Genomic DNA, 19,166 nt, shown 5'->3' on the forward strand with positions numbered 1-19,166 from the left:
CCCAAAAGATCCGCGAATGATAGCGGGGTGGCCAGAAACGACAAACCCCGGATTTCTCCGGGGTTTGTCTGTGCGATGTTCGCTCCCACAAGGGGTTTTGTGTCAGATCTTGGAGGTTTCACCCACCGGCAGTTTTTCCTTGCTGCGCCAGTGCGGCAGGGAGTTCCAGTAGCGCTGGCCTTTGGCGTCGTCGTACATGCCTTCCCAACGAGCGATAACCAGAACAGCCAGTGCGTTGCCGATCACGTTCAGTGCGGTACGGGCCATGTCCATGACGCGGTCGACGCCAGCAATGAACGCCAGGCCTTCCAGTGGAATACCGACGCTGCCCAGGGTAGCCAGCAGTACCACGAAGGACACGCCCGGTACGCCGGCGATGCCTTTGGAGGTGACCATCAAGGTCAGTACCAGCAGCAGTTGCTGGCTGATCGACAGGTCGATGCCATACAGCTGGGCAATGAAGATTGCCGCGATGCTTTGGTACAGGGTCGAACCGTCGAGGTTGAACGAGTAACCGGTCGGCACCACGAAGCTGCAAATGGCTTTCGGCGCGCCGTAGGCTTCCATCTTCTCGATCACGCGCGGCAGCACGGTTTCGGAGCTGGCGGTGGAGTAGGCCAGTACCAGCTCATCCTTGAAGATGCGCATCAGCTTGATCACCGAGAAGCCGAACAGGCGAGCGATCAGGCCCAGGATCACGAATGCGAAGAAGGCGATGGCGAAGTAAACCAGGATCACCAGTTTGGCCAGCGGTATCAGCGACGCGAAGCCGAAGTTGGCCACAGTCACCGCGATCAGTGCGAACACGCCGATCGGGGCGTAGTTCATGATCATGTGAGTGACCTTGAACATGCTTTCCGATACGCCCTGGAACATCTTCACCAGCGGCTCGCGCAGGTCCGCCTGCAGGCTCGACAAACCGAGACCGAACAATACAGAGAAGAAGATGATCGGCAGCATTTCGCCGCGAACCATGGCCGCAAAGATGTTCGACGGGATCAGGTTGAGGATGGTTTCGATGAACGCGTGTTCATGCTGAACCTCGGCCGCCGTGGCCTGGTACTTGGAAATGTCCACCGTGCCCAGGGTGCTCATGTCGATGCCGGCACCCGGATGGAACAGGTTGGCCAGCAGCAGACCGACCACGATGGCGATGGTGGTGACGATTTCGAAGTAGATGATGGTCTTGAAGCCGATGCGCCCCAGCTTCTTGGCGTCACCGACGCCGGCAATGCCGACGATCAAAGAGGAGATGACGATCGGGATCACGATCATCTTGATCAGACGGATAAAGATATCGCCTGCTGGTTGCAGGACGTTGCTGATCCACCAGGCTTTTTCGGCACTGAAATGGTTGAGCAGCGCACCGATTGCAATCCCCAATACCAGACCGATGAGGATCTGCCAGGCGAGGCTAAGCTTTGCCTTCTTCATATCTTTACCCTTACTTGTTGTTTGACTCAGGGAGATGCGCGAACTGGAACGCTTATGGCGAAAAAGTCTAGTGCATCTGCCCCCCGTATAAGGTGCCCCGGAACGCGTGTTTGCGGCTCTCTGGCAGGCGAAAAAAGGCGCAACTATTCCGATGCAAGGGAGCGCCGTCTAATGCCGTAAACGCCTACCCTATGCCGAATCGGCATGAGGTTTTTTTAGCGAAACGCGCGTCCCAACCGGTTCGAATACGACATTTCGGCAGGCATAAGTGCCGTGAACCGGCCATCACAGAGCAGATTGAATGTTTTTTGAGCAGTGGCCGAGCGTTGATTTTTCAGCAAAATCCCACGGACGAAGCGAAAAATTGCGGCCAAAGAAAGATGATTTTTCTCGATATACGGTCGCTGGTGAAACACCGGGAAAAGTATTTTCCGACGCAACAAGGACAAGGACGAGAAAACAGTGATGAAACCGGGGCGAGCTCTCTATTTCAATGTGTTGCGTGATCAAGCCCTTCGCAAGCCCGCCGAGCCATGGCGGTCCGACGAACTTGCGCAGCAGCTTTTCCTGACCCGGCCCTTGCGCAGGTACTCCCTGTACCCGTAGGTCACTGCGCCCCTGAAACAGGCATAACGTCCCGACCCCTTGGTCATGCGCCGGCCTTCCTCAGGTGGCGCAGGTGGAAAGAGGCGCTGTGGCCTCCTTCGTGTACAAATTCAAATACCCTATCAACAAGCCCTGCATTCGCAGGTCAGGCATGTCGGGGAAACGCCAGCCCGCATGCCATGGCACTACCGCCCAACAGCAGGGCGGCTGCCAGTTTCTTGAACAACCCTCTCATGTCAGCCTCGACCGCGACGGCCAAAGAAGAAGGAGGCAACGAACATCACCAGGAACACGACAAACAGAATCTTGGCGATACCCGTGGCAGTGCCCGCGATACCACCGAAGCCCAATACAGCGGCGATGATGGCGATGATCAGGAATGTGATTGCCCAGCTCAACATGGTGATTCTCCTTACGCTTGTGTTTAGAGGTGCTGCGTTTCCCGGCGCATGGGGTGCGGCGGAAGTTTTGCCTAGAACACCCAACGCTCTTGATGACGCATCTCACCCACAGGCCCGGCCTGGTCGACATCCATCATGCGCATCGGGGTGCTATCGGCCTGACCGCTGCTGACAGCGCTGAAATGGGTTTGGGTCGAATGCGGAATCGACAGGCATGGCGCTTCCGGCTGCCGGCTCTGCTCCCAGCGCAGAAACTGCTGACTGCCGATCAGGGTGATCAACAGCGCCAGAACAGCAAACAGGCCTTGCTGGATATGCGCAGGCGAGAGATGCAGGTGGGCGACACGTTGACGATTCATCCTGGAACTCCTACCACTCGGGACGGTATTCGATAGCGGGCGTTAGTTTTTGAATGCCTTGGTCAACCAGACAATTGCAGAGCGCATGCCAGCTTTGAATCGAATTAATTACCTTTAATATCAATATCTTATGATCATCAAAGAAATCACTTCGCGCGCATCCTGCACGATGCCACTGATGCAGTCGTGCGTATTGCACGATTCGTTTGAAGGAAGACGTAAATTTTTTGAATTGAGAGGAGGGCGCGGATGTCAGAAATTCACGCTGGTCGCTGTCAGAAACCGGGCATCTGTTAAAAGACCCGCAAAATCAGGTGGCTAACCGATACATCGGATGAGAGCTACCCTGCCATGACAGGAATGGCTCAGAATCAATCATGCAACTTGCCCGATTTCTCCGGGACTAAATAAAGATCAGTCATTAAGGAGCGCAGGAAAATGGAATCAGCCACTGAGCATCAAGGCCGCATTCTGCTGGTGGATGATGAGTCCGCCATCCTGCGTACTTTCCGTTATTGCCTCGAAGACGAAGGCTACAGCGTGGCCACCGCCACCAGCGCCGCGCAGGCAGAAGCCCTGTTGCAGCGGCAGGTCTTCGACCTGTGCTTCCTCGATTTGCGTCTGGGTGAAGACAACGGCCTTGATGTGCTGGCCCAGATGCGTATCCAGGCGCCCTGGATGCGGGTGGTGATCGTCACTGCCCACTCGGCCGTCGACACGGCGGTGGATGCGATTCAGGCCGGCGCCGCCGACTATCTGGTCAAACCGTGCAGCCCCGATCAATTGCGGCTGGCAACCACCAAGCAACTGGAAGTGAGGCAACTGTCCGCGCGACTGGAAGCCCTGGAAGGTGAAGTGCGCAAGCCCAAGGATGGTCTGGACTCCCACAGCCCGGCCATGAAAGTGGTACTCGAAACCGCCCGCCAGGTTGCCACGACCGATGCCAATATCCTGATTCTGGGCGAATCCGGTACCGGCAAGGGCGAACTGTCCCAAGCCATTCACGGCTGGAGCAAACGCGCGAAAAAATCCTGCGTCACGATCAACTGCCCGTCGCTGACCACCGAGCTCATGGAGAGCGAACTCTTCGGCCACAGTCGCGGCGCCTTCACCGGTGCCAGCGAAAGCACCTTGGGGCGAGTCAACCAGGCTGACGGCGGAACGCTGTTTCTCGACGAGATCGGCGACTTTCCCCTGACGTTGCAGCCGAAGTTGCTGCGTTTTATTCAGGACAAGGAATATGAGCGCGTCGGTGATCCGGTGACCCGCCGTGCCGATGTGCGCATCCTTGCGGCCACCAACCTCAACCTTGAGGATATGGTCCGCGACGGTCGTTTCCGTGAAGACCTGCTCTATCGCCTGAATGTCATCACCTTGCACCTGCCACCGCTACGCGAACGCCGCGAAGATATTCTCAACCTGGCCGATCGTTTCCTGGCGCGCTTCGTCAAGGAGTACGCCCGTCCCGCGCGCGCCTTCAGCGACGAGGCTCGGGAGGCACTGCTGAGCTATCGCTGGCCGGGCAACATCCGTGAGCTGCGCAACGTGATCGAGCGGGCGAGCATCATCTGTCCACAGGAGCGGGTCGAGATCAGTCATCTGGGCATGGCCGAAACCCCGGTCAACAATGCACCGCACATCGGCGCGGCACTGAGCCTGGAGGAGCTGGAAAAGGCCCACATCGGCGCAGTCCTCGCCACCGCCGACACGCTGGATCAAGCGGCGAAAACCCTGGGCATCGACGCCTCAACGCTGTACCGCAAACGCAAACAGTACAACTTGTGAGCAATAGCCGATGAAACTGGCGCTGAAATTGCGGACCCGGCTTTTCCTGAGCATCTCCGCACTGATCACCGTCGCGTTGCTCGGACTCTTGCTCGGGCTGGTCAGCGTGATGCAGATGGCCGGCAGCCAGGAAGCACTGATCCGCAGTAACTTCATCACCCTGGACCTTGGGCTCAAGCTGCGTCAGACCCTGGGTGATCAACTGATCATCATGCTCAGCGAGAAGCCTGACTCCGCCGCTTTCGCTGCCTCGAAGCAGCATTACTTCGAACTGCTGGAGGAAGGCATCGCCCAGGAGCCGGCAGAAACCGCAAGCGACTACGGCTTCAGAAAAGCCAAAGCCGACTACGAGAGCTTTATCCAGGCTTATGAAACGTCCCCGGACCCGTCGAATGTGCTTAGCAGCCACGACAACCTGACGGAAAAATTCAACGCGCTACGCAATGGTCTGATCGCCGAGCACAAGCGCGCGCTGGATAACATCAGCGATACCGAGCGCAAGGCCCGGGAACGGGCACTGCTGATTGCCGGATTGCTTGGCTTGGTGGGGCTGGCGGTGCTGATCATCGGCTTCGTGACCGCGCAGGCCATCGCCCGGCGTTTTGGGGAGCCCATCGAGGCGCTGGCCAAGGCGGCGGACAATATCGGCCAGGGCAATTTCGATGTCACCCTGCCGATCTCTTCGGCGGTGGAACTGAACCAGCTGACCCGGCGTTTCGGGATCATGGCCCAAGCGCTGCGTGAACATCAGGCCACCAATGTCGATGAGCTGCTGGCCGGTCAGCAGCGTTTGCAGGCCGTGCTCGACAGCATCGACGACGGACTGCTGATGATCGACCGTCAGGGTCATCTGGAACACCTTAATCCCGTGGCCCAGCGTCAGTTGGGCTGGGAGTCCGATCGTCTGGGTCAAAGATTGGGTACGGCGCTGGAGCGCCCCGAACTCGATGAGCAACTGCAACTGGTGCTGCGCGGCGGCACGCTGGAACGGGCGCCGGAAGACTTGAGTGTCGAAGTCGACGGCGAGTCGCGACTACTGACCTATAGCCTGACCCCGGTCAGCCATACCCAGGGCCATATTCTCGGTGCCGTGATGGTGCTGCATGACGTCACGGAACAGCGTGCCTTCGAACGGGTACGCAGCGAGTTCGTATTGCGCGCCTCCCATGAATTGCGCACACCGGTCACCGGCATGCACATGGCCTTCGGATTGTTCCGTGAGCGCGCGCACTTTGCCCCGGACTCCCGGGAGGCTGATTTGCTGGACACGGTGAATGAAGAGATGCAGCGGCTGATGCAGTTGATCAATGACCTGTTGAATTTCTCCCGTTACCAGAACGGTTTGCAGAAACTCACCCTGGCGCCGTGTTCCATCGAGGCATTGCTGGAACAGGCTCAGTCACGCTTTGCCGCATCGGCCGAAGAGAAGGAAATCAATCTGCTGGTGGAAGTGCAGGGACCTTTGCCGCGGTTACAGGCCGACCAGCCACAACTGGAGCGGGTACTCGACAACTTGCTCGACAACGCCTTGCGTCACACCGGCTCCGGCGGGCGGATACGCTTGCAGGCCCGACGCCATGGTGACCGGGTCATCATCAGTGTCGAGGACAACGGCGAAGGTATTGCCTACGGTCAGCAAGGGCGGATCTTCGAGCCGTTCGTGCAAGTCGGACGCAAAAAGGGCGGGGCCGGGCTCGGCCTGGCGCTGTGCAAGGAAATCGTGCAATTGCATGGCGGGCGGATGGGCGTTTATTCACGGCCAGGGCAGGGTACTCAGTTCTACATGGCGCTGACCGTTTAGGTCACCCTCACGCTTCGTCATCCAGGCGCCGGCCTGCCCGACGCCGCCCCCGGGTAATCAATTCAGTGAACTGCACTGCGCTCAACGCGCGGGCGAACAGCCAGCCCTGGCCGAACTTCACGCCTTCACTGCACAGGAACTCGGCCTGGGCCTCATGTTCGATGCCCTCGGCAATCACCTTCAGATGCAGCGACTGGGCCATGTGAATGATGTGCGGAGCCACACCGCTGCTGGCGGCGTCATGGCCCAGCGCATCAATGAACGCCTTGTCGATTTTCAGGCAATCGACCGGCAGGGTTTGCAAATAGGCGAGGCTGCAATAGCCGGTGCCAAAGTCATCGATCAACACCTGGTGCCCGACATCCCGCAGCGCTTGCAGGTTTTCCCGGGCCACCACCACATCGACCAGCCCCCGCTCGGTGACCTCAAAGGCAATTTGCCGCGCAGCGACGCGGTGCAGGGTCAGCAACCGCGCCATCACCTGGCCGATCCGCGGAACCATCACATCACACGCCGCGAGATTCACCGAGATGTACAGTTGCGGGTTGGCACGCAGCAACTGGCCGAGTTGCTCGAGCAGGCGTTGCAGGACGAAGTCCGTCATCTGGCGAATCTGCCCGGTGTTCTCCGCCATCGGAATGAACAGGTCGGGACTGGTCAGGGTGCCGTCCGGCCTGCGCCAGCGCAGCAGTGCTTCAGCCCCGACACAGTTGCGGCTATCGAGGTCGAAGATCGGTTGATACAGCACCTGCAACTCGCCACGACGAATCGCGCCGGTCAGTTCGGCGTCCAGTGACTGCCGCTGGCGCACCAGCAGAAACACCAGGAACCCAACGCATATGCCCAGCGCGAGGCTGGCCGGCAGCAACCACCACCAGACCGCCGGGATATGCATGCCGGTGCGTGGGCTGATCAACACCAATTGATATTCCGGGTTGTCGGTGGGCATGCGGTATATCAGGCGTGCCTGGGTGATCTGCAGCGCATCACGGTTTCTCGGTGGCCAGGCCTCGGCCGGCGGCCAGACCTGAGAAGCGCCCAGCACCGGAATCGCGCGCGCGCCATGGTCAAGGACCACCAGCAGGCTGCTGCCCGGCGACAGGTCGACCATATCGGTCAAATGCCCGCGAGAGGTCGCCACCCGGAAATTCCCGCGCCCGAGCATCAGCGCGGCGCGGTTTTCATCGGGTTCGGTGGTGGTGTTGAGCCAATAGCTGTAAGTCGGGCCCTTGATGTCTGGCGATCGACTCAGCGACAGCCCTTCCTGGCGAGGGCGATTGGAGCAGATTCGCGAGGAGTCCATGTAGGCGGCTTCGTAGACGAAGCGATAATTGAACGAAACCTGTTGCAAGGTTGCGATCATTTCAGCATCGCAACCGCGCAACGGTTGCGCTTCAAGGTCGTCAAGGCTTTCACGCAGTTGCCCGAAGAGCTGTTCCAGGCGGGCGAGAAAACGTTCACCCTGAGCATTCATTTCTTCGCTTTCGTTTTGCTCGACCTGGTGTATGGCGACGAACAGGCTGCCGGCCATCAATAACGTTGTGCTCAAGACAGTAGACATCAGCCCCAGGAACCAGGGGCGATGGAACCAACTACGGAAGGTCTCTCGAGCAGCGATCATTGTGTAATATCCGAAGGATTACCAATGAGTTATAGCTGCTGATTGGAAAAAAGCCCTGACCGTCGGGCGGGCGTCATTATTTTGTCTGATTCAACACCAAAAGTAGCGCGGCAGTTTGCGCATCCGGAGTGCCATCGAAGCGCGCCGGACGGAAATGCATCTGAAATGCCGCTATCACATGTCGTGTCGCGACATCGAGCTCGCCGGTTTGTGGCGAGGCATAACCCAGACGGGCCAATTGCGCCTGAAACCAACTGATGCTCGGCAACTGTTCGGCGAACAGCATTTGCTGGCGCGCCACCGCCTGTTCATTCGGCCAGAGGCCCAAGCCTTCGGCGGCCAGACGCTTCCAAGGGAACAGCGGCCCCGGGTCCAGCTTGCGCAAGGGTGCAATATCGCTATGGCCGATGATGTCGCGAGGCTTTATGCCGTGACGCTTGCTGATGTCCTTGAGCAACACGATCAACGACTGGACCTGATCTTCTGTGTAGGGATACCACACTCGTCCGGTCGGGGTGTCCTTGAACCCTGGATTGACGATTTCGATACCGATGGAACTGGAGTTCAGCCAGGTCCGGCCATTCCACTCGCTCTCCCCGGCGTGCCAGGCCCGCACATTTTCATCCATCAGCTTGTAGATGGTGGCGCCCTTGTCGTCGCCGATCAGGTAATGGCTGCTGACTTCGCCGCGGGTAAGCAATTGCAACGAACGCTCCAGCGAGGCATTGGTGTAATGCACCACCACAAATTGCACGCGGCTGTCGTAATTGGCCGAAGGGTGGCTGGTGTCGAAACGGGGACCGCTGGCGCAGCCGGCCAGCAGAATCAGTGACGCGATCAGAGCAAAATATTTCATGGGAAGGCAGTACACACAAGACAATAATGCAACAGTGTAACGTAATGCCTGGCGGGCTGACGGCAATCAAACAAAATGGAACAATTGACGATCAGCCCGGCTCCACGCGGTTGCGGCCGGCATTTTTTGCGCGATACAGCGCCTGATCGGCTCTTTTAAGCACTTGATCGCCGTGTTCACCCGGCCTGAACGCTGTCATCCCGATAGACACGGTGATGGTCACCGGCTCTCCCTTGAAGTGGAACGGACAGGCCTCAATGGCGGCACGCAAGCTGTCCAGCAGCTTCAGCCCCGCCGCCGGCACCGTGGATGGCATCAACAGCACAAACTCTTCGCCGCCAAACCGGGCAATGAAATCCGTCCCGCGCAGTCGCTTGCGCAACACGCTGGCGATGATTTTCAGCACTTTGTCACCGGCCAGGTGCCCGTAGTTATCGTTGATGCGCTTGAAATGATCGAGGTCGAGCATGGCCAGCAACAGCGTGTTGCCATGTTGCTGCCATTGTGTGACTTCATGATCCAGGCGCTCGCTCCAGGCCGCACGGTTGGGCAGCCCGGTCAACGGGTCGACCAATGCCTTCTGTCGTTGCTCTTCAAGGTGCTCGCGGTAACCCTGGGCCTCCTGCTCCATATGGGCGACCCGCTCGGCCAGGCTGTGCAGGCGCGCAGCGACCTCTTGCTCGCGCTCATCGCGCTGTTTCTGGTGCTGGTCCATGGTGCCCAGCAAGACTTCGAGATGGTTTTCCAGTACGTGCTTGAGATCTTCCAGGTCCGCGGCTTCCTGCATACTGCTTTGCAGGCCATCGACCTGCTCGCGGATCTGCGTGTCCATCTGCCGCGCCGCCGAACGGTTGTCGGCGTGTCCTGCGGTGGCGGCCTGCAAGTTGCTCTGGAACGATTCGAGACGCTCGTTCAGTCGTTGCAGATAGGCTTCGAACTCATGCTGGCCGCTGTCGGTAATGGCCAGCATCAAGGTGGCGAAGTCGTCGAGGATCGGCAGCAATTCGTACCAGTTCAGACCGTTTTTCAAACGATCGCGCATGGATTCGGCTTGCGGGCGATGACGCTCGGGCAATGTCAGGTCGTCGAGCAGCCCCAGCAGCGTGTCTTCGATGTGGCTGGCCACCGAACTGTAGGAGGGCTCGGGGGAGTCCGGGAGCGCATAGAGAATGTCGTGGTCGGATAGAGCCTGATCAATGGCGGCCACGTCCTGCGTCGGTATCGGAGGTAAAGGCAAGCTATCCGGCGATGCTTGCGCGGTCAGCTCGTCGGGGTTTGTTTCCGGCTCAGGAGGCGTCGCGATGGTTTCCGGGGTCGGTTTCTCGGCCAATTCGACTTCTGCCGCGGCGGCGCTGGCCGGTTGAGGCTCCGCAGCCGGGGGGGCAAAAGCCACCGCTGGCTCGGTCAGCGAGGACTCGCCTTCAACTCGCTCAGCTGCGGGTACCTCGGAGATTGCCGGCTCAATCACGACCGGGGCCGACCCTATGATCGCCGCAGGGTTCTCGGCTACAGGGGCAGCCGGCGCTGCTGCCGGCTGCGAGGCAAAGGCCAGGGCAGGAGAAGTAGCCGCTGAATCCACCGTCTCCTGCGCTTCACGACCGCCGAACAACCGCTGCAGCAAGCCCGGCCGGCCGTTCTCCGCCGGGGTCTCCAGCTGGCTCAGGGCCTTGCCCTGCAGGCCACTCAGCTCGCTGAGCAGCAAGGGTATCTCACATGCCTGACTGACCCGCGCATCCAGCTGCTTGGCGAAACTCTTGAGTGGCCGACTCACCTCCCGTGGCAACGGCAATGTTTGCAGTTGCGTGACCAGCGCAGTCAGGGCAGCACTGGTCTGGTTGACCCGGGTTTCCCGACGCTGTTCGGAGTCGAGCACGGCTTTTTCCAGACGCGGAATCAGCGCGGCCAGGCCGACGTCCATGTCGTCGGTACGCACGACCTCGCGCATTTCCTTCATGCATTGGTCAACGGCGCGGTCAGTACCTTCCGCCGCCAGGGTGCTGCGCACCAGCCCGCGACGCAGCAAGTCGAGTCGCGCGTCCCAGCGACGTTCGAGCTTTTCCTGTTGTTCTATGCTTTTGAGGTATTTCTCTTTCCAGCGCTGTGCTTCGTCGCTCATTCATGGGTTCCGCGAAGGGCAGGACTCAACGCGGGCAATGCATCGGCCGTGAGCGAACCCGGCAAACGAATCTCTACCGCGACCGGCAGGTGATCGGAAATGGGCTGTGCCAGCACCTCGACCTTTTCCAGGGTCAGGCTCGGGCTCAGCAGGATATGGTCCAGGCAGCGCTGTGGGCGCCAGCTGGGAAACGTCGCTTCCAGTTGTGGCGCAAGCAGACCGAGATCGCGCAACGCGGAGTTGTGCAGCAGGTCACTGGCATGGGTATTCATGTCGCCCATCAGTACCTGGTGTTTGTAATCGCCAATCAGATCGCGGATGTAGGCCAGTTGCAGGCTGCGCGCACGGGCGCCCAACGCCAGGTGCATCATGACCACCACCAGCGCTTCCGGACCTTCGCCGAACCGTACCAGAATGGCTCCGCGCCCCTTTGGCCCCGGCAACGGATGATCTTCAATTGCCCACGGGCGCAATCGGCTGAGCACGCCATTGCTGTGCTGGGCCAGGCGACCGAGATTGCGATTGAGTTGTTGATACCAGTAGGGAAAAGCGCCGAGCTGGGCCAGGTGTTCGACCTGATTGACGTAGCCTGACCGCAGGCTGCCGCCATCGGCCTCTTGCAAGGCGACCAGATCGAAGTCGCCCAGCAGATTGCCGATTTTCTGCAGATTATCGGCACGCCCGGTGTGCGGCAGCAGATGCTGCCAGCCCCGGGTCAGGTAATGCCGATAGCGCTCGGTACTGATGCCGACCTGGATATTGAAACTGAGCAAGCGCAGACGACTGTCTGCGGGCAGGCCCGTGGACTCCAGATGATGCTCGTTGACCCGCGGATCATGCAGGCCAACGATGCGTTCAGTACCCCATCGGCGCATGGCAGTGACTGCCCTTAGTTGGCGGCAGCCTTGTTAGCCGCTCGCTCTTTGTCGATCAGTTTGTCGGCCAGTTGCAGGGCCTGTTCGGCACCGCCGGCAGAACCCACGTCAAAGCGATACTTGCCGTTGACGATCATGGTTGGAACGCCGGAGATCTCATACTTCTTGGCCAGCTCACGAGCCTTGACGATCTGACCCTTGATAGCGAAAGAGTCGAAAGTCGCGAGGAACTTGTCCTTGTCCACGCCTTGGGTAGCGAGGAAGTCGGCCATGTCATCCTTGTCGGTCAGTTTCTTGTGTTCTTTCTGAATCGCGTTGAACACCGCGGCGTGAACGTTGTGCTCGACACCCATGGCTTCAAGGGTTAGAAACATCTGACCGTGTGCGTCCCACGGGCCGCCGAACATGGCTGGAATGCGCACGAAGTTCACGTCCGAAGGCAGCTTCTCGACCCACGGATTGATCACTGGCTCGAAGGCGTAGCAATGCGGGCAGCCGTACCAGAACAGCTCTACCACTTCGATCTTGCCAGGCACGGCGACCGGAACCGGATTGCTCAGCTCGACATAAGGTGCGGCGGGGGCGTCAGCGGCCTGGGCAGTCATGCCGAACAGGCTGGCAGCGGCAAAAACGGCGCTGATGATCAGATTACGCATGCTTTACTCCTGGACAAATTTTATCGCCTCGCGCGACTTGTTATCAGACAGATCCTGGCGGGCTTGAGTTCTGTAGTGTAGCGGCAGCGGCCACAAAAAAGGGCGGCCAAGGCCACCCTTTTTATACTTGCTGTGACGGATTAATCGAGCGTTAACGTTGCAGGCGATAAGCACCCCGTTCAACGCCCGATCCGCCGACCTTAGTGCAAGCCTTGAATGTAGCTGGACACCGCGGCGATGTCTTCGTCGCTCAGCTTTTTGGCAATGGTCTGCATGGGTTTGGTATCGCCATCGTTGTTGCGGCCGCCCTCTTCCTTGCGGAAATCGATCAGTTGCTTGCCGACGTATTGAGAGTGCTGACCACCCAGGTGCGGGAAACCGGCAGCCGCGTTACCTGCGCCATTTGGCGAGTGGCAACCGGTGCAGGCTGGCAGGCCCTTGGCCAGGTCACCACCACGGAACAGGGCTTCACCGCGAGCTACGACTTTCGGGTCAGCGGCACCGACGCTGCCTTTCTGGCTGGCGAAGTAGGCGGCGATGTCCGCCAGATCCTGATCGCTCAGGTTGGTCAGCAGACCGGTCATTTCCAGAACGGTGCGCTTGCCCGACTTGATGTCGTGCAATTGCTTGGTCAGGTAGCGTTCACCCTGACCCGCCAGTTTCGGAAAGTTTGGCGCCATGCTGTTGCCATCCGGGCCGTGGCAGGCGCCACATACGGCGGCTTTGGCCTGGCCGGCTTTTGCATCACCCGGTTGTACTGCCTCACCTGCAGCATGGGCCATGCCGGAGATGCCCACGGTCAACAGCAGACTCACGATCAATTTCTTCATCAGCTAATCCAACTACGGCTAAGGGTTAAGAGTTATGGACCGGGCTTACTCGCTCATCCAAAGGATGGTGGCTTGGTAATCCTCGGCACTGCAGTCCATGCACAAACCACGCGGCGGCATCGCCTTGAAACCCTGGGTCACGTGTTGCACCAGCGTCTCCATACCTTTCGCCAACCTCGGCGTCCAAGCTTCCTGATCGCCCTTTTTCGGCGCCATGGGGAGTTGGCCGGAATGACAGGCACCACAAACACGGTTGTACACAGCTTCCGGATCCTGTGTAGCCTGAGCGCTGTAAAGCGGCATCAAGACACCGGCAGCTAGCAGCCATTTCGTCATAAAACGACCTTTTCAGGGTTGAGAGCGAGCTGCGTTCTAGTGCGCAATCAAGGTCTGTCGCTCTCGTGAACTTCATCCTACGCTGGGACAAAGCGCACACAAAATCTGCGGCATTATATACTGGCGTCACTGAAACGGAAGCGACACTGCTTGCCGCACCCATTCCTGGCGCCGCCCACATCGGAAATCCCATGCAACTCAAGAATCCCATTCTCGGTCTGTGCCAACAGTCCACCTTCATGCTCAGCGCCGCCAAAGTCGACCAATGTCCGGATGACGAAGGCTTCGAAGTCGCCTTCGCCGGGCGTTCCAACGCCGGCAAGTCGAGTGCCTTGAACACCCTGACCCACGCCAGCCTGGCGCGCACCTCGAAAACCCCGGGGCGCACACAGCTGTTGAACTTCTTCAAGCTAGACGATGAACGCCGTCTGGTCGACCTGCCGGGCTACGGTTATGCAAAAGTACCGATCCCGCTCAAGCAACACTGGCAGCGTCACCTGGAGGCATATCTGGGTGGTCGCGAGAGTTTGAAAGGTCTGATCCTGATGATGGACATCCGCCATCCGATGACCGATTTCGACCTGCTGATGCTCGACTGGGCCGTAGCTGCCGGCATGCCGATGCACATTCTGCTGACCAAAGCGGACAAGCTGACCTATGGCGCGGCCAAGAACACGCTGCTCAAGGTTCAGACGGAAATCCGCAAGGGCTGGGGCGATCTCGTGACAATCCAGCTGTTTTCGGCCCCGAAACGCATGGGCCTGGAAGATGCCTACACCGTACTGGCTGGCTGGATGGAACTGGCGGACAAGGGTGCCGAAGCAGAAGCTCAGTAAGTGCCGAAAACTGCCTGCGGCGCACTCAGGCAGTTTTCTCGGGGCAAAAAAAACCCCGGGCTTCATATGGGGAGGGAGAAGTTCCGGGGTTCAAGCTCTAGACCGCTAGGGCGGGGTCCAGATATCTGCCAACACTTAACACAACATAGGAGCATCGAAGGGCTTCACCAGCCATTCAGTAACTCTGAGTGGTGGTTCGCAAGATTAGTTCAGATTTTTTTCAAATAGCTTTGAAATAACTCTAATAGCTTTCCGGACTAAGCTGTTTGCGCCCTTCTGCCGCGGCACTATGCCGCAGCAGAACACGACAATTTTCTGTAGGAGCGAGCTTGCTCCGGGCGGCGTTCCGACGATGGAATATCAGTCGAAATCGATGTGTCTGACACTCCATCGCGAGCAAGCTCGCTCCTACAAGAAGGCTCAGTGAGCCTCATCCCAGTTATTTCCAACACCCACTTCGACCAGCAACGGCACATCCAGTTTCGCCGCCTCGCTCATGTGCACGCGAACTTCATCGCGAACCTGGTCGACCAGGTCTTCACGCACCTCAAGCACCAGTTCATCGTGCACCTGCAAAATGACTTTGGCGTCGAGGCCCGACGCGGTCAGCCAGTTATCCACCGCGACCATGGCTTTCTTGATGATGTCCGCAGCGGTGCCTTGCATCGGTGCGTTGATCGCCGTGCGTTCGGCGGCGGCGCGCTCTTGCGGCTTGTTGGAGTTGATGTCCGGCAGGTACAGGCGACGGCCGAAGAACGTCTCGACATAACCTTGCTCGGCGGCCTGGGCACGCGTGCGGTCCATGTACTGGCGAACGCCGGGGTACCGGGCGAAGTAGGTATCGATGTAGGCCTTGGCGGTCTTGGTGTCGACGCCGATGTCCTTGCCGAGCTTCTGCGCACCCATGCCATAGATCAGGCCGAAGTTGATCGCCTTGGCGCTGCGGCGCTGGTTGGAGGTCACGTCGGCCAGTTCGACCTTGAACACTTCGGCGGCGGTCGCGGTGTGTACGTCCAGATTGTGGCGGAAGGCGTTCATCAGCCCTTCATCCCGGGACAAGTGCGCCATGATCCGCAGTTCGATCTGCGAATAGTCCGCCGCCAGCAGCTTGTAACCGGCCGGGGCCACGAACGCCTGGCGGATGCGACGCCCTTCGGCGGTGCGCACCGGGATGTTCTGCAGGTTCGGATCGCTGGAGGACAGCCGCCCGGTGGACGCCACGGCCTGGTGATACGAGGTATGAATCCGCCCGGTACGCGGGTTGATCTGCTCCGGCAGGCGGTCGGTATAGGTGCTTTTCAGCTTGCTCATGGAGCGGTATTCCATGAGCACCTTGGGCAATCGATAGTCGTCTTCTGCCAGCTTGGCCAGCACTTCTTCGGCGGTGGACGGCTGGCCCTTGGCGGTTTTTTTCAATACCGGCAGGCCGAGCTTCTCGTAAAGGATCACACCAAGTTGCTTGGGCGAACCGAGGTTGAATTCCTCGCCGGCAATCTCGAAGGCTTCACGCTCCAGCGCCACCATCTTGTCGCCCAGTTCGATGCTTTGCACGCCCAGCAAGGCGGCGTCAACGAACGCGCCCTGGCGCTCGATACGCGCCAATACCGGTACCAACGGGATTTCGATGTCTGTCAGCACACTGGCCAGACTCGGAATGGCCGAGAGCTTTTCGAACAGGGTCTGGTGCAGACGCAAGGTGATATCCGCATCTTCGGCGGCGTAAGGCCCGGCCTGCTCCAGGGCGATCTGATCAAACGTCAGCTGCTTCACACCTTTGCCAGCGATGTCCTGGAAACTCACCGTGGTGTGGTCCAGATACTTCTGCGCCAGGCTGTCCATGTCATGGCGCGTGGCCGTGGAATTGAGCACGTATGACTCAAGCATTGTGTCGAAGGCGATGCCACGCACGGTAATGCCGTTGTCCTGATCGCCGCCGATGGCGCAGTTGGCCAGGATGTTCATGTCGAACTTGGCGTGCTGGCCGACTTTGAGCTTGTTCGGGTCTTCCAGAATCGGCTTGAGTGCGCGCAGGACTGTGTCGCGGTCCAGCTGATGCGGCACGCCGATGTAGGAATGGGTCAACGGGATGTAGGCCGCCTCGTTAGCCTGAACCGCGAACGACAGGCCCACCAGTTGCGCCTGCTGCGCATCGATGCCGGTGGTTTCGGTGTCGAAGGCAAACAGCTTGGCGTTGTTCAGTTTTTCCAGCCAGGCATCGAACCGCGCCTGATCGAGGATGGTTTCATAGGCGGCTTCAGCAGCGGCGACCGGCGCTTCGGCCTCTGCTTCGCTGAACAGATCCGCGGCCGGTGCAGGCTCGGCGGCAGCACTCAGTTCCAGGCGTTTGGCGTCGCGATCAAGGTCGTTCAGCCAGCTCTTGAATTCCAGCAGGGTGTACAGCTCGTAGAGTTTGGCCGGATCTTCAGGACCCATTTGCAAGTCGTCGAGCCCAACGTCCAGCGGCACGTCGACCTTGATGGTCGCCAGCTGATAGGAAAGGAAAGCCATTTCCTTGTGCTCTTCGAGCTTGGCCGGCAGGGTCTTGGCGCCGCGAATCGGCAGGGTCGGCACGATGTCGAGCTGCGCATAGAGCTCGGTCAGGCCGCCGTTCACACCGACCAGCAGGCCGGAAGCCGTCTTCGGACCGATGCCCGGAACACCCGGAATGTTGTCGGAAGAATCGCCCATGAGCGCCAGATAATCGATGATCTGCTCCGGAGCGACGCCGAATTTCTCCTTCACGCCCTCCACGTCCATGCTGCTACCGGTCATGGTGTTGACCAAGGTAATGTGACCGTCGACCAGTTGCGCCATGTCCTTGTCACCGGTGGAGATGATCACCGGACGATCCGCCGCCGCGCTGCTGCGGGCCAGGGTGCCGATCACGTCATCGGCCTCGACGCCCTCTACGCACAGCAGCGGGAAGCCCAGGGCGATCACGCTCTGGTGCAGCGGCTCGATCTGCACGCGCATGTCGTCAGGCATGCTCGGACGGTTGGCCTTGTATTCGGCGTACATGTCATCGCGAAAAGTCCCACCTTTGGCGTCGAACACCACAGCGAACGGACTGTCCGGATATTGCTTGCGCAGGCTCTTGAGCATGTTCAAGACGCCCTTGACCGCACCGGTCGGCAGGCCTTTGGACGTGGTCAGCGGCGGCAGCGCGTGAAAGGCGCGGTACAGGTAAGAAGAACCGTCCACCAGGACGAGGGGGGCTTGGCTCATGAGCAGGATCAACCTTTTCGGCGGGTCCGGCGCTAGAATAGCGGGACCGTTGACGACAAAGGGACAAGGTTATCATGCGCACACTAAATCGCCTGTTGCTGGCTGGCTTGTTTGCAATCACACCACTGGCCGTCATGGCGGCGGACGATGCGCCGACACCCGAGCCGGAAGTCACGATCCGCACGGAAGGGGATAAAGTCATTCAGGAGTACCGCCAAAACGGTTTTCTGTATGCCATCAAAGTCACGCCCAAGGGCGGAAAGCCATACTTTCTGGTGCGTGCGGACGGTACAGATGCAAACTACATCCGCTCGGATTACCCGGATATGCTGATTCCGGCGTGGAAGATCTTTGAGTGGAAATAGTTTCCTAATTTCAATTGGCGCTGGCTCACGAGCGGCGCCCGTACTGGCAGTTTAAACATGTCTGTGTTCACCCCCCTGGCTCGGCCCGAGCTGGAAGCTTTTCTCGCCCCTTATGGCCTCGGCCGCCTGCTTGATTTCCAGGGGATTGCCGCCGGTAGCGAAAACACCAATTTCTTTATCAGCCTGGAGCAGGGCGAATTTGTCCTGACCCTGATCGAGCGCGGTCCGGTTCAGGAAATGCCGTTCTTCATCGAACTGCTCGACGTGCTGCACGGTGCCAACCTGCCGGTGCCTTACGCCTTGCGCACCACAGACGGCGTGGCCTTACGCGAACTGGCGGGCAAACCTGCGCTGCTGCAACCTCGCCTGGCCGGCAAGCACATCCAGCAAGCCAACGCACAGCATTGCGCGCAGGTGGGTGAGTTGCTCGGCCATCTGCACCTGGCGACCCAGGCCAATATGATCAAGCGCAAAACCGATCGCGGCCTGGACTGGATGCTGGAAGAGGGTACGCAGTTCCTGTCGCATCTCAGTGCCGAGCAGAAAGACCTGCTGCAACGGGCGTTGGAAGAAATCACCCGGCAGAAAGAAAAAATCCTGGCACTGCCGCGGGCGAACATTCACGCCGATCTGTTCCGCGACAACGCGATGTTCGAAGGCACGCACCTGACCGGACTGATCGATTTCTACAACGCCTGCTCCGGGCCGATGCTCTACGACGTGGCGATTGCCTTGAACGACTGGTGCTCGGACGATGATGGCGTGATCGATGGACCGCGAGCGCGGGCCTTGCTGGGCGCTTACGCGGCCTTGCGACCGTTCACCGCTGCCGAAGCCGAACTGTGGCCGACCATGCTGCGGGTAGCTTGCGTACGGTTCTGGTTGTCACGCTTGATCGCGGCGGAGTCGTTCGCCGGGCAGGATGTGCTGATTCACGATCCGATGGAGTTCCAGCTGCGCCTGGCGCAGCGGCAGACGGTCAATACGCCGTTGCCTTTCGCTCTTTAAAAATTGTGGCGAGGGGGCTTGTTGGAGCGCGCAGCGCTCCCATGCGATCTATCAAG

General features: G+C 59.4%; 16 protein-coding genes. 5 read left to right on the plus strand and 11 right to left on the minus strand.

Annotated features, from left to right (window positions below):
* Positions 1-102: 102 nt before the first annotated feature.
* The 3 genes from gltP to KGA85_RS12810 form a co-directional block, all read right to left on the minus strand.
* Positions 103-1,434: a glutamate/aspartate:proton symporter GltP gene (gene gltP / locus KGA85_RS12800; RefSeq protein ID WP_223531960.1), complete on the minus strand. Its 1,332-nt coding sequence runs from the start codon at positions 1,432-1,434 to the stop codon at positions 103-105.
* 842 nt (positions 1,435-2,276) lie between these two features.
* Complete coding sequence (locus KGA85_RS12805; RefSeq protein ID WP_008002172.1) at positions 2,277-2,441, minus strand: DUF1328 domain-containing protein; 165 nt, start codon at positions 2,439-2,441, stop codon at positions 2,277-2,279.
* Positions 2,442-2,512: 71 nt separating this feature from the next.
* Positions 2,513-2,800 (minus strand): hypothetical protein, encoded by a 288-nt coding sequence (locus KGA85_RS12810; RefSeq protein ID WP_223455035.1) that lies wholly within the window; start codon positions 2,798-2,800, stop codon positions 2,513-2,515.
* Positions 2,801-3,238: 438 nt separating this feature from the next.
* Between KGA85_RS12810 and algB the strand changes: the two genes are divergently transcribed.
* Both algB and KGA85_RS12820 read left to right on the plus strand, forming a co-directional pair.
* On the plus strand, positions 3,239-4,585 hold the full coding sequence (gene algB, locus KGA85_RS12815) for a sigma-54-dependent response regulator transcription factor AlgB (protein WP_223455037.1): 1,347 nt from the start codon (positions 3,239-3,241) through the stop codon (positions 4,583-4,585).
* A gap of 10 nt (positions 4,586-4,595) precedes the next feature.
* Positions 4,596-6,386: a KinB sensor domain-containing domain gene (locus tag KGA85_RS12820; protein ID WP_223531962.1), complete on the plus strand. Its 1,791-nt coding sequence runs from the start codon at positions 4,596-4,598 to the stop codon at positions 6,384-6,386.
* Positions 6,387-6,393: 7 nt separating this feature from the next.
* Here KGA85_RS12820 and KGA85_RS12825 read toward each other — a convergent pair whose 3' ends face one another.
* From KGA85_RS12825 to KGA85_RS12855, 7 genes are all read right to left on the minus strand, one after another.
* Positions 6,394-8,007 carry an EAL domain-containing protein gene (locus KGA85_RS12825; RefSeq protein WP_223455041.1) on the minus strand — a complete coding sequence of 538 codons (1,614 nt, stop codon included), beginning with the start codon at positions 8,005-8,007 and terminating at the stop codon, positions 6,394-6,396.
* Between the two features lie 76 nt (positions 8,008-8,083).
* The gene (locus KGA85_RS12830) at positions 8,084-8,863 is read right to left on the minus strand and encodes an N-acetylmuramoyl-L-alanine amidase (RefSeq protein WP_223531964.1); all 780 of its coding nucleotides are present in this window, start codon (positions 8,861-8,863) and stop codon (positions 8,084-8,086) included.
* A gap of 91 nt (positions 8,864-8,954) precedes the next feature.
* Positions 8,955-10,979, minus strand: coding sequence for a GGDEF domain-containing protein (locus tag KGA85_RS12835; RefSeq protein ID WP_223455045.1), 2,025 nt, complete (start codon positions 10,977-10,979; stop codon positions 8,955-8,957).
* Positions 10,976-11,854: an endonuclease/exonuclease/phosphatase family protein gene (locus KGA85_RS12840; protein WP_223455047.1), complete on the minus strand. Its 879-nt coding sequence runs from the start codon at positions 11,852-11,854 to the stop codon at positions 10,976-10,978. The genes KGA85_RS12835 and KGA85_RS12840 overlap by 4 nt, the downstream gene beginning before the upstream one ends.
* A gap of 14 nt (positions 11,855-11,868) precedes the next feature.
* Complete coding sequence (locus KGA85_RS12845; RefSeq protein ID WP_008045826.1) at positions 11,869-12,510, minus strand: thiol:disulfide interchange protein DsbA/DsbL; 642 nt, start codon at positions 12,508-12,510, stop codon at positions 11,869-11,871.
* Positions 12,511-12,710: 200 nt separating this feature from the next.
* Entirely contained in the window at positions 12,711-13,340 is a 630-nt protein-coding gene (locus KGA85_RS12850) for a c-type cytochrome (RefSeq protein ID WP_223455049.1), read from the minus strand.
* 45 nt (positions 13,341-13,385) lie between these two features.
* Complete coding sequence (locus KGA85_RS12855) at positions 13,386-13,676, minus strand: c-type cytochrome (protein WP_223455051.1); 291 nt, start codon at positions 13,674-13,676, stop codon at positions 13,386-13,388.
* Between the two features lie 191 nt (positions 13,677-13,867).
* Between KGA85_RS12855 and yihA the strand changes: the two genes are divergently transcribed.
* Positions 13,868-14,512, plus strand: coding sequence for a ribosome biogenesis GTP-binding protein YihA/YsxC (gene yihA, locus KGA85_RS12860; protein ID WP_223455052.1), 645 nt, complete (start codon positions 13,868-13,870; stop codon positions 14,510-14,512).
* Positions 14,513-14,932: 420 nt separating this feature from the next.
* Here the strand turns inward: yihA and polA are convergent, their stop codons facing one another.
* On the minus strand, positions 14,933-17,737 hold the full coding sequence (polA, locus tag KGA85_RS12865) for a DNA polymerase I (RefSeq protein WP_223455054.1): 2,805 nt from the start codon (positions 17,735-17,737) through the stop codon (positions 14,933-14,935).
* 74 nt (positions 17,738-17,811) lie between these two features.
* On the opposite strand from polA, the gene KGA85_RS12870 reads away from it, so the two are divergent.
* Complete coding sequence (locus KGA85_RS12870) at positions 17,812-18,102, plus strand: DUF2782 domain-containing protein (RefSeq protein ID WP_223455056.1); 291 nt, start codon at positions 17,812-17,814, stop codon at positions 18,100-18,102.
* 57 nt (positions 18,103-18,159) lie between these two features.
* Complete coding sequence (locus KGA85_RS12875) at positions 18,160-19,110, plus strand: homoserine kinase (RefSeq protein ID WP_223455058.1); 951 nt, start codon at positions 18,160-18,162, stop codon at positions 19,108-19,110.
* Positions 19,111-19,166 lie beyond the last annotated feature (56 nt).

This window comes from Pseudomonas sp. GL-B-12 (assembly GCF_019955895.1).
GTDB lineage: Bacteria > Pseudomonadota > Gammaproteobacteria > Pseudomonadales > Pseudomonadaceae > Aquipseudomonas.

Excerpts from the sequence above, each read along its gene's own strand:
- KGA85_RS12845 (WP_008045826.1), bottom strand. The coding sequence starts at position 12,510 with ATGCGTAATCTGATCATCAGCGCCGTTTTTGCCGCTGCCAGCCTGTTC.
- KGA85_RS12840 (WP_223455047.1), bottom strand. The coding sequence starts at position 11,854 with ATGCGCCGATGGGGTACTGAACGCATCGTTGGCCTGCATGATCCGCGG.
- algB (WP_223455037.1), top strand. The coding sequence starts at position 3,239 with ATGGAATCAGCCACTGAGCATCAAGGCCGCATTCTGCTGGTGGATGAT.
- KGA85_RS12810 (WP_223455035.1), bottom strand. The coding sequence starts at position 2,800 with ATGAATCGTCAACGTGTCGCCCACCTGCATCTCTCGCCTGCGCATATC.
- KGA85_RS12835 (WP_223455045.1), bottom strand. The coding sequence starts at position 10,979 with ATGAGCGACGAAGCACAGCGCTGGAAAGAGAAATACCTCAAAAGCATA.
- yihA (WP_223455052.1), top strand. The coding sequence starts at position 13,868 with ATGCAACTCAAGAATCCCATTCTCGGTCTGTGCCAACAGTCCACCTTC.
- KGA85_RS12830 (WP_223531964.1), bottom strand. The coding sequence starts at position 8,863 with ATGAAATATTTTGCTCTGATCGCGTCACTGATTCTGCTGGCCGGCTGC.
- KGA85_RS12870 (WP_223455056.1), top strand. The coding sequence starts at position 17,812 with ATGCGCACACTAAATCGCCTGTTGCTGGCTGGCTTGTTTGCAATCACA.
- KGA85_RS12805 (WP_008002172.1), bottom strand. The coding sequence starts at position 2,441 with ATGTTGAGCTGGGCAATCACATTCCTGATCATCGCCATCATCGCCGCT.
- KGA85_RS12825 (WP_223455041.1), bottom strand. The coding sequence starts at position 8,007 with ATGATCGCTGCTCGAGAGACCTTCCGTAGTTGGTTCCATCGCCCCTGG.
- gltP (WP_223531960.1), bottom strand. The coding sequence starts at position 1,434 with ATGAAGAAGGCAAAGCTTAGCCTCGCCTGGCAGATCCTCATCGGTCTG.
- KGA85_RS12820 (WP_223531962.1), top strand. The coding sequence starts at position 4,596 with ATGAAACTGGCGCTGAAATTGCGGACCCGGCTTTTCCTGAGCATCTCC.
- KGA85_RS12855 (WP_223455051.1), bottom strand. The coding sequence starts at position 13,676 with ATGACGAAATGGCTGCTAGCTGCCGGTGTCTTGATGCCGCTTTACAGC.
- KGA85_RS12875 (WP_223455058.1), top strand. The coding sequence starts at position 18,160 with ATGTCTGTGTTCACCCCCCTGGCTCGGCCCGAGCTGGAAGCTTTTCTC.
- KGA85_RS12850 (WP_223455049.1), bottom strand. The coding sequence starts at position 13,340 with ATGAAGAAATTGATCGTGAGTCTGCTGTTGACCGTGGGCATCTCCGGC.
- polA (WP_223455054.1), bottom strand. The coding sequence starts at position 17,737 with ATGAGCCAAGCCCCCCTCGTCCTGGTGGACGGTTCTTCTTACCTGTAC.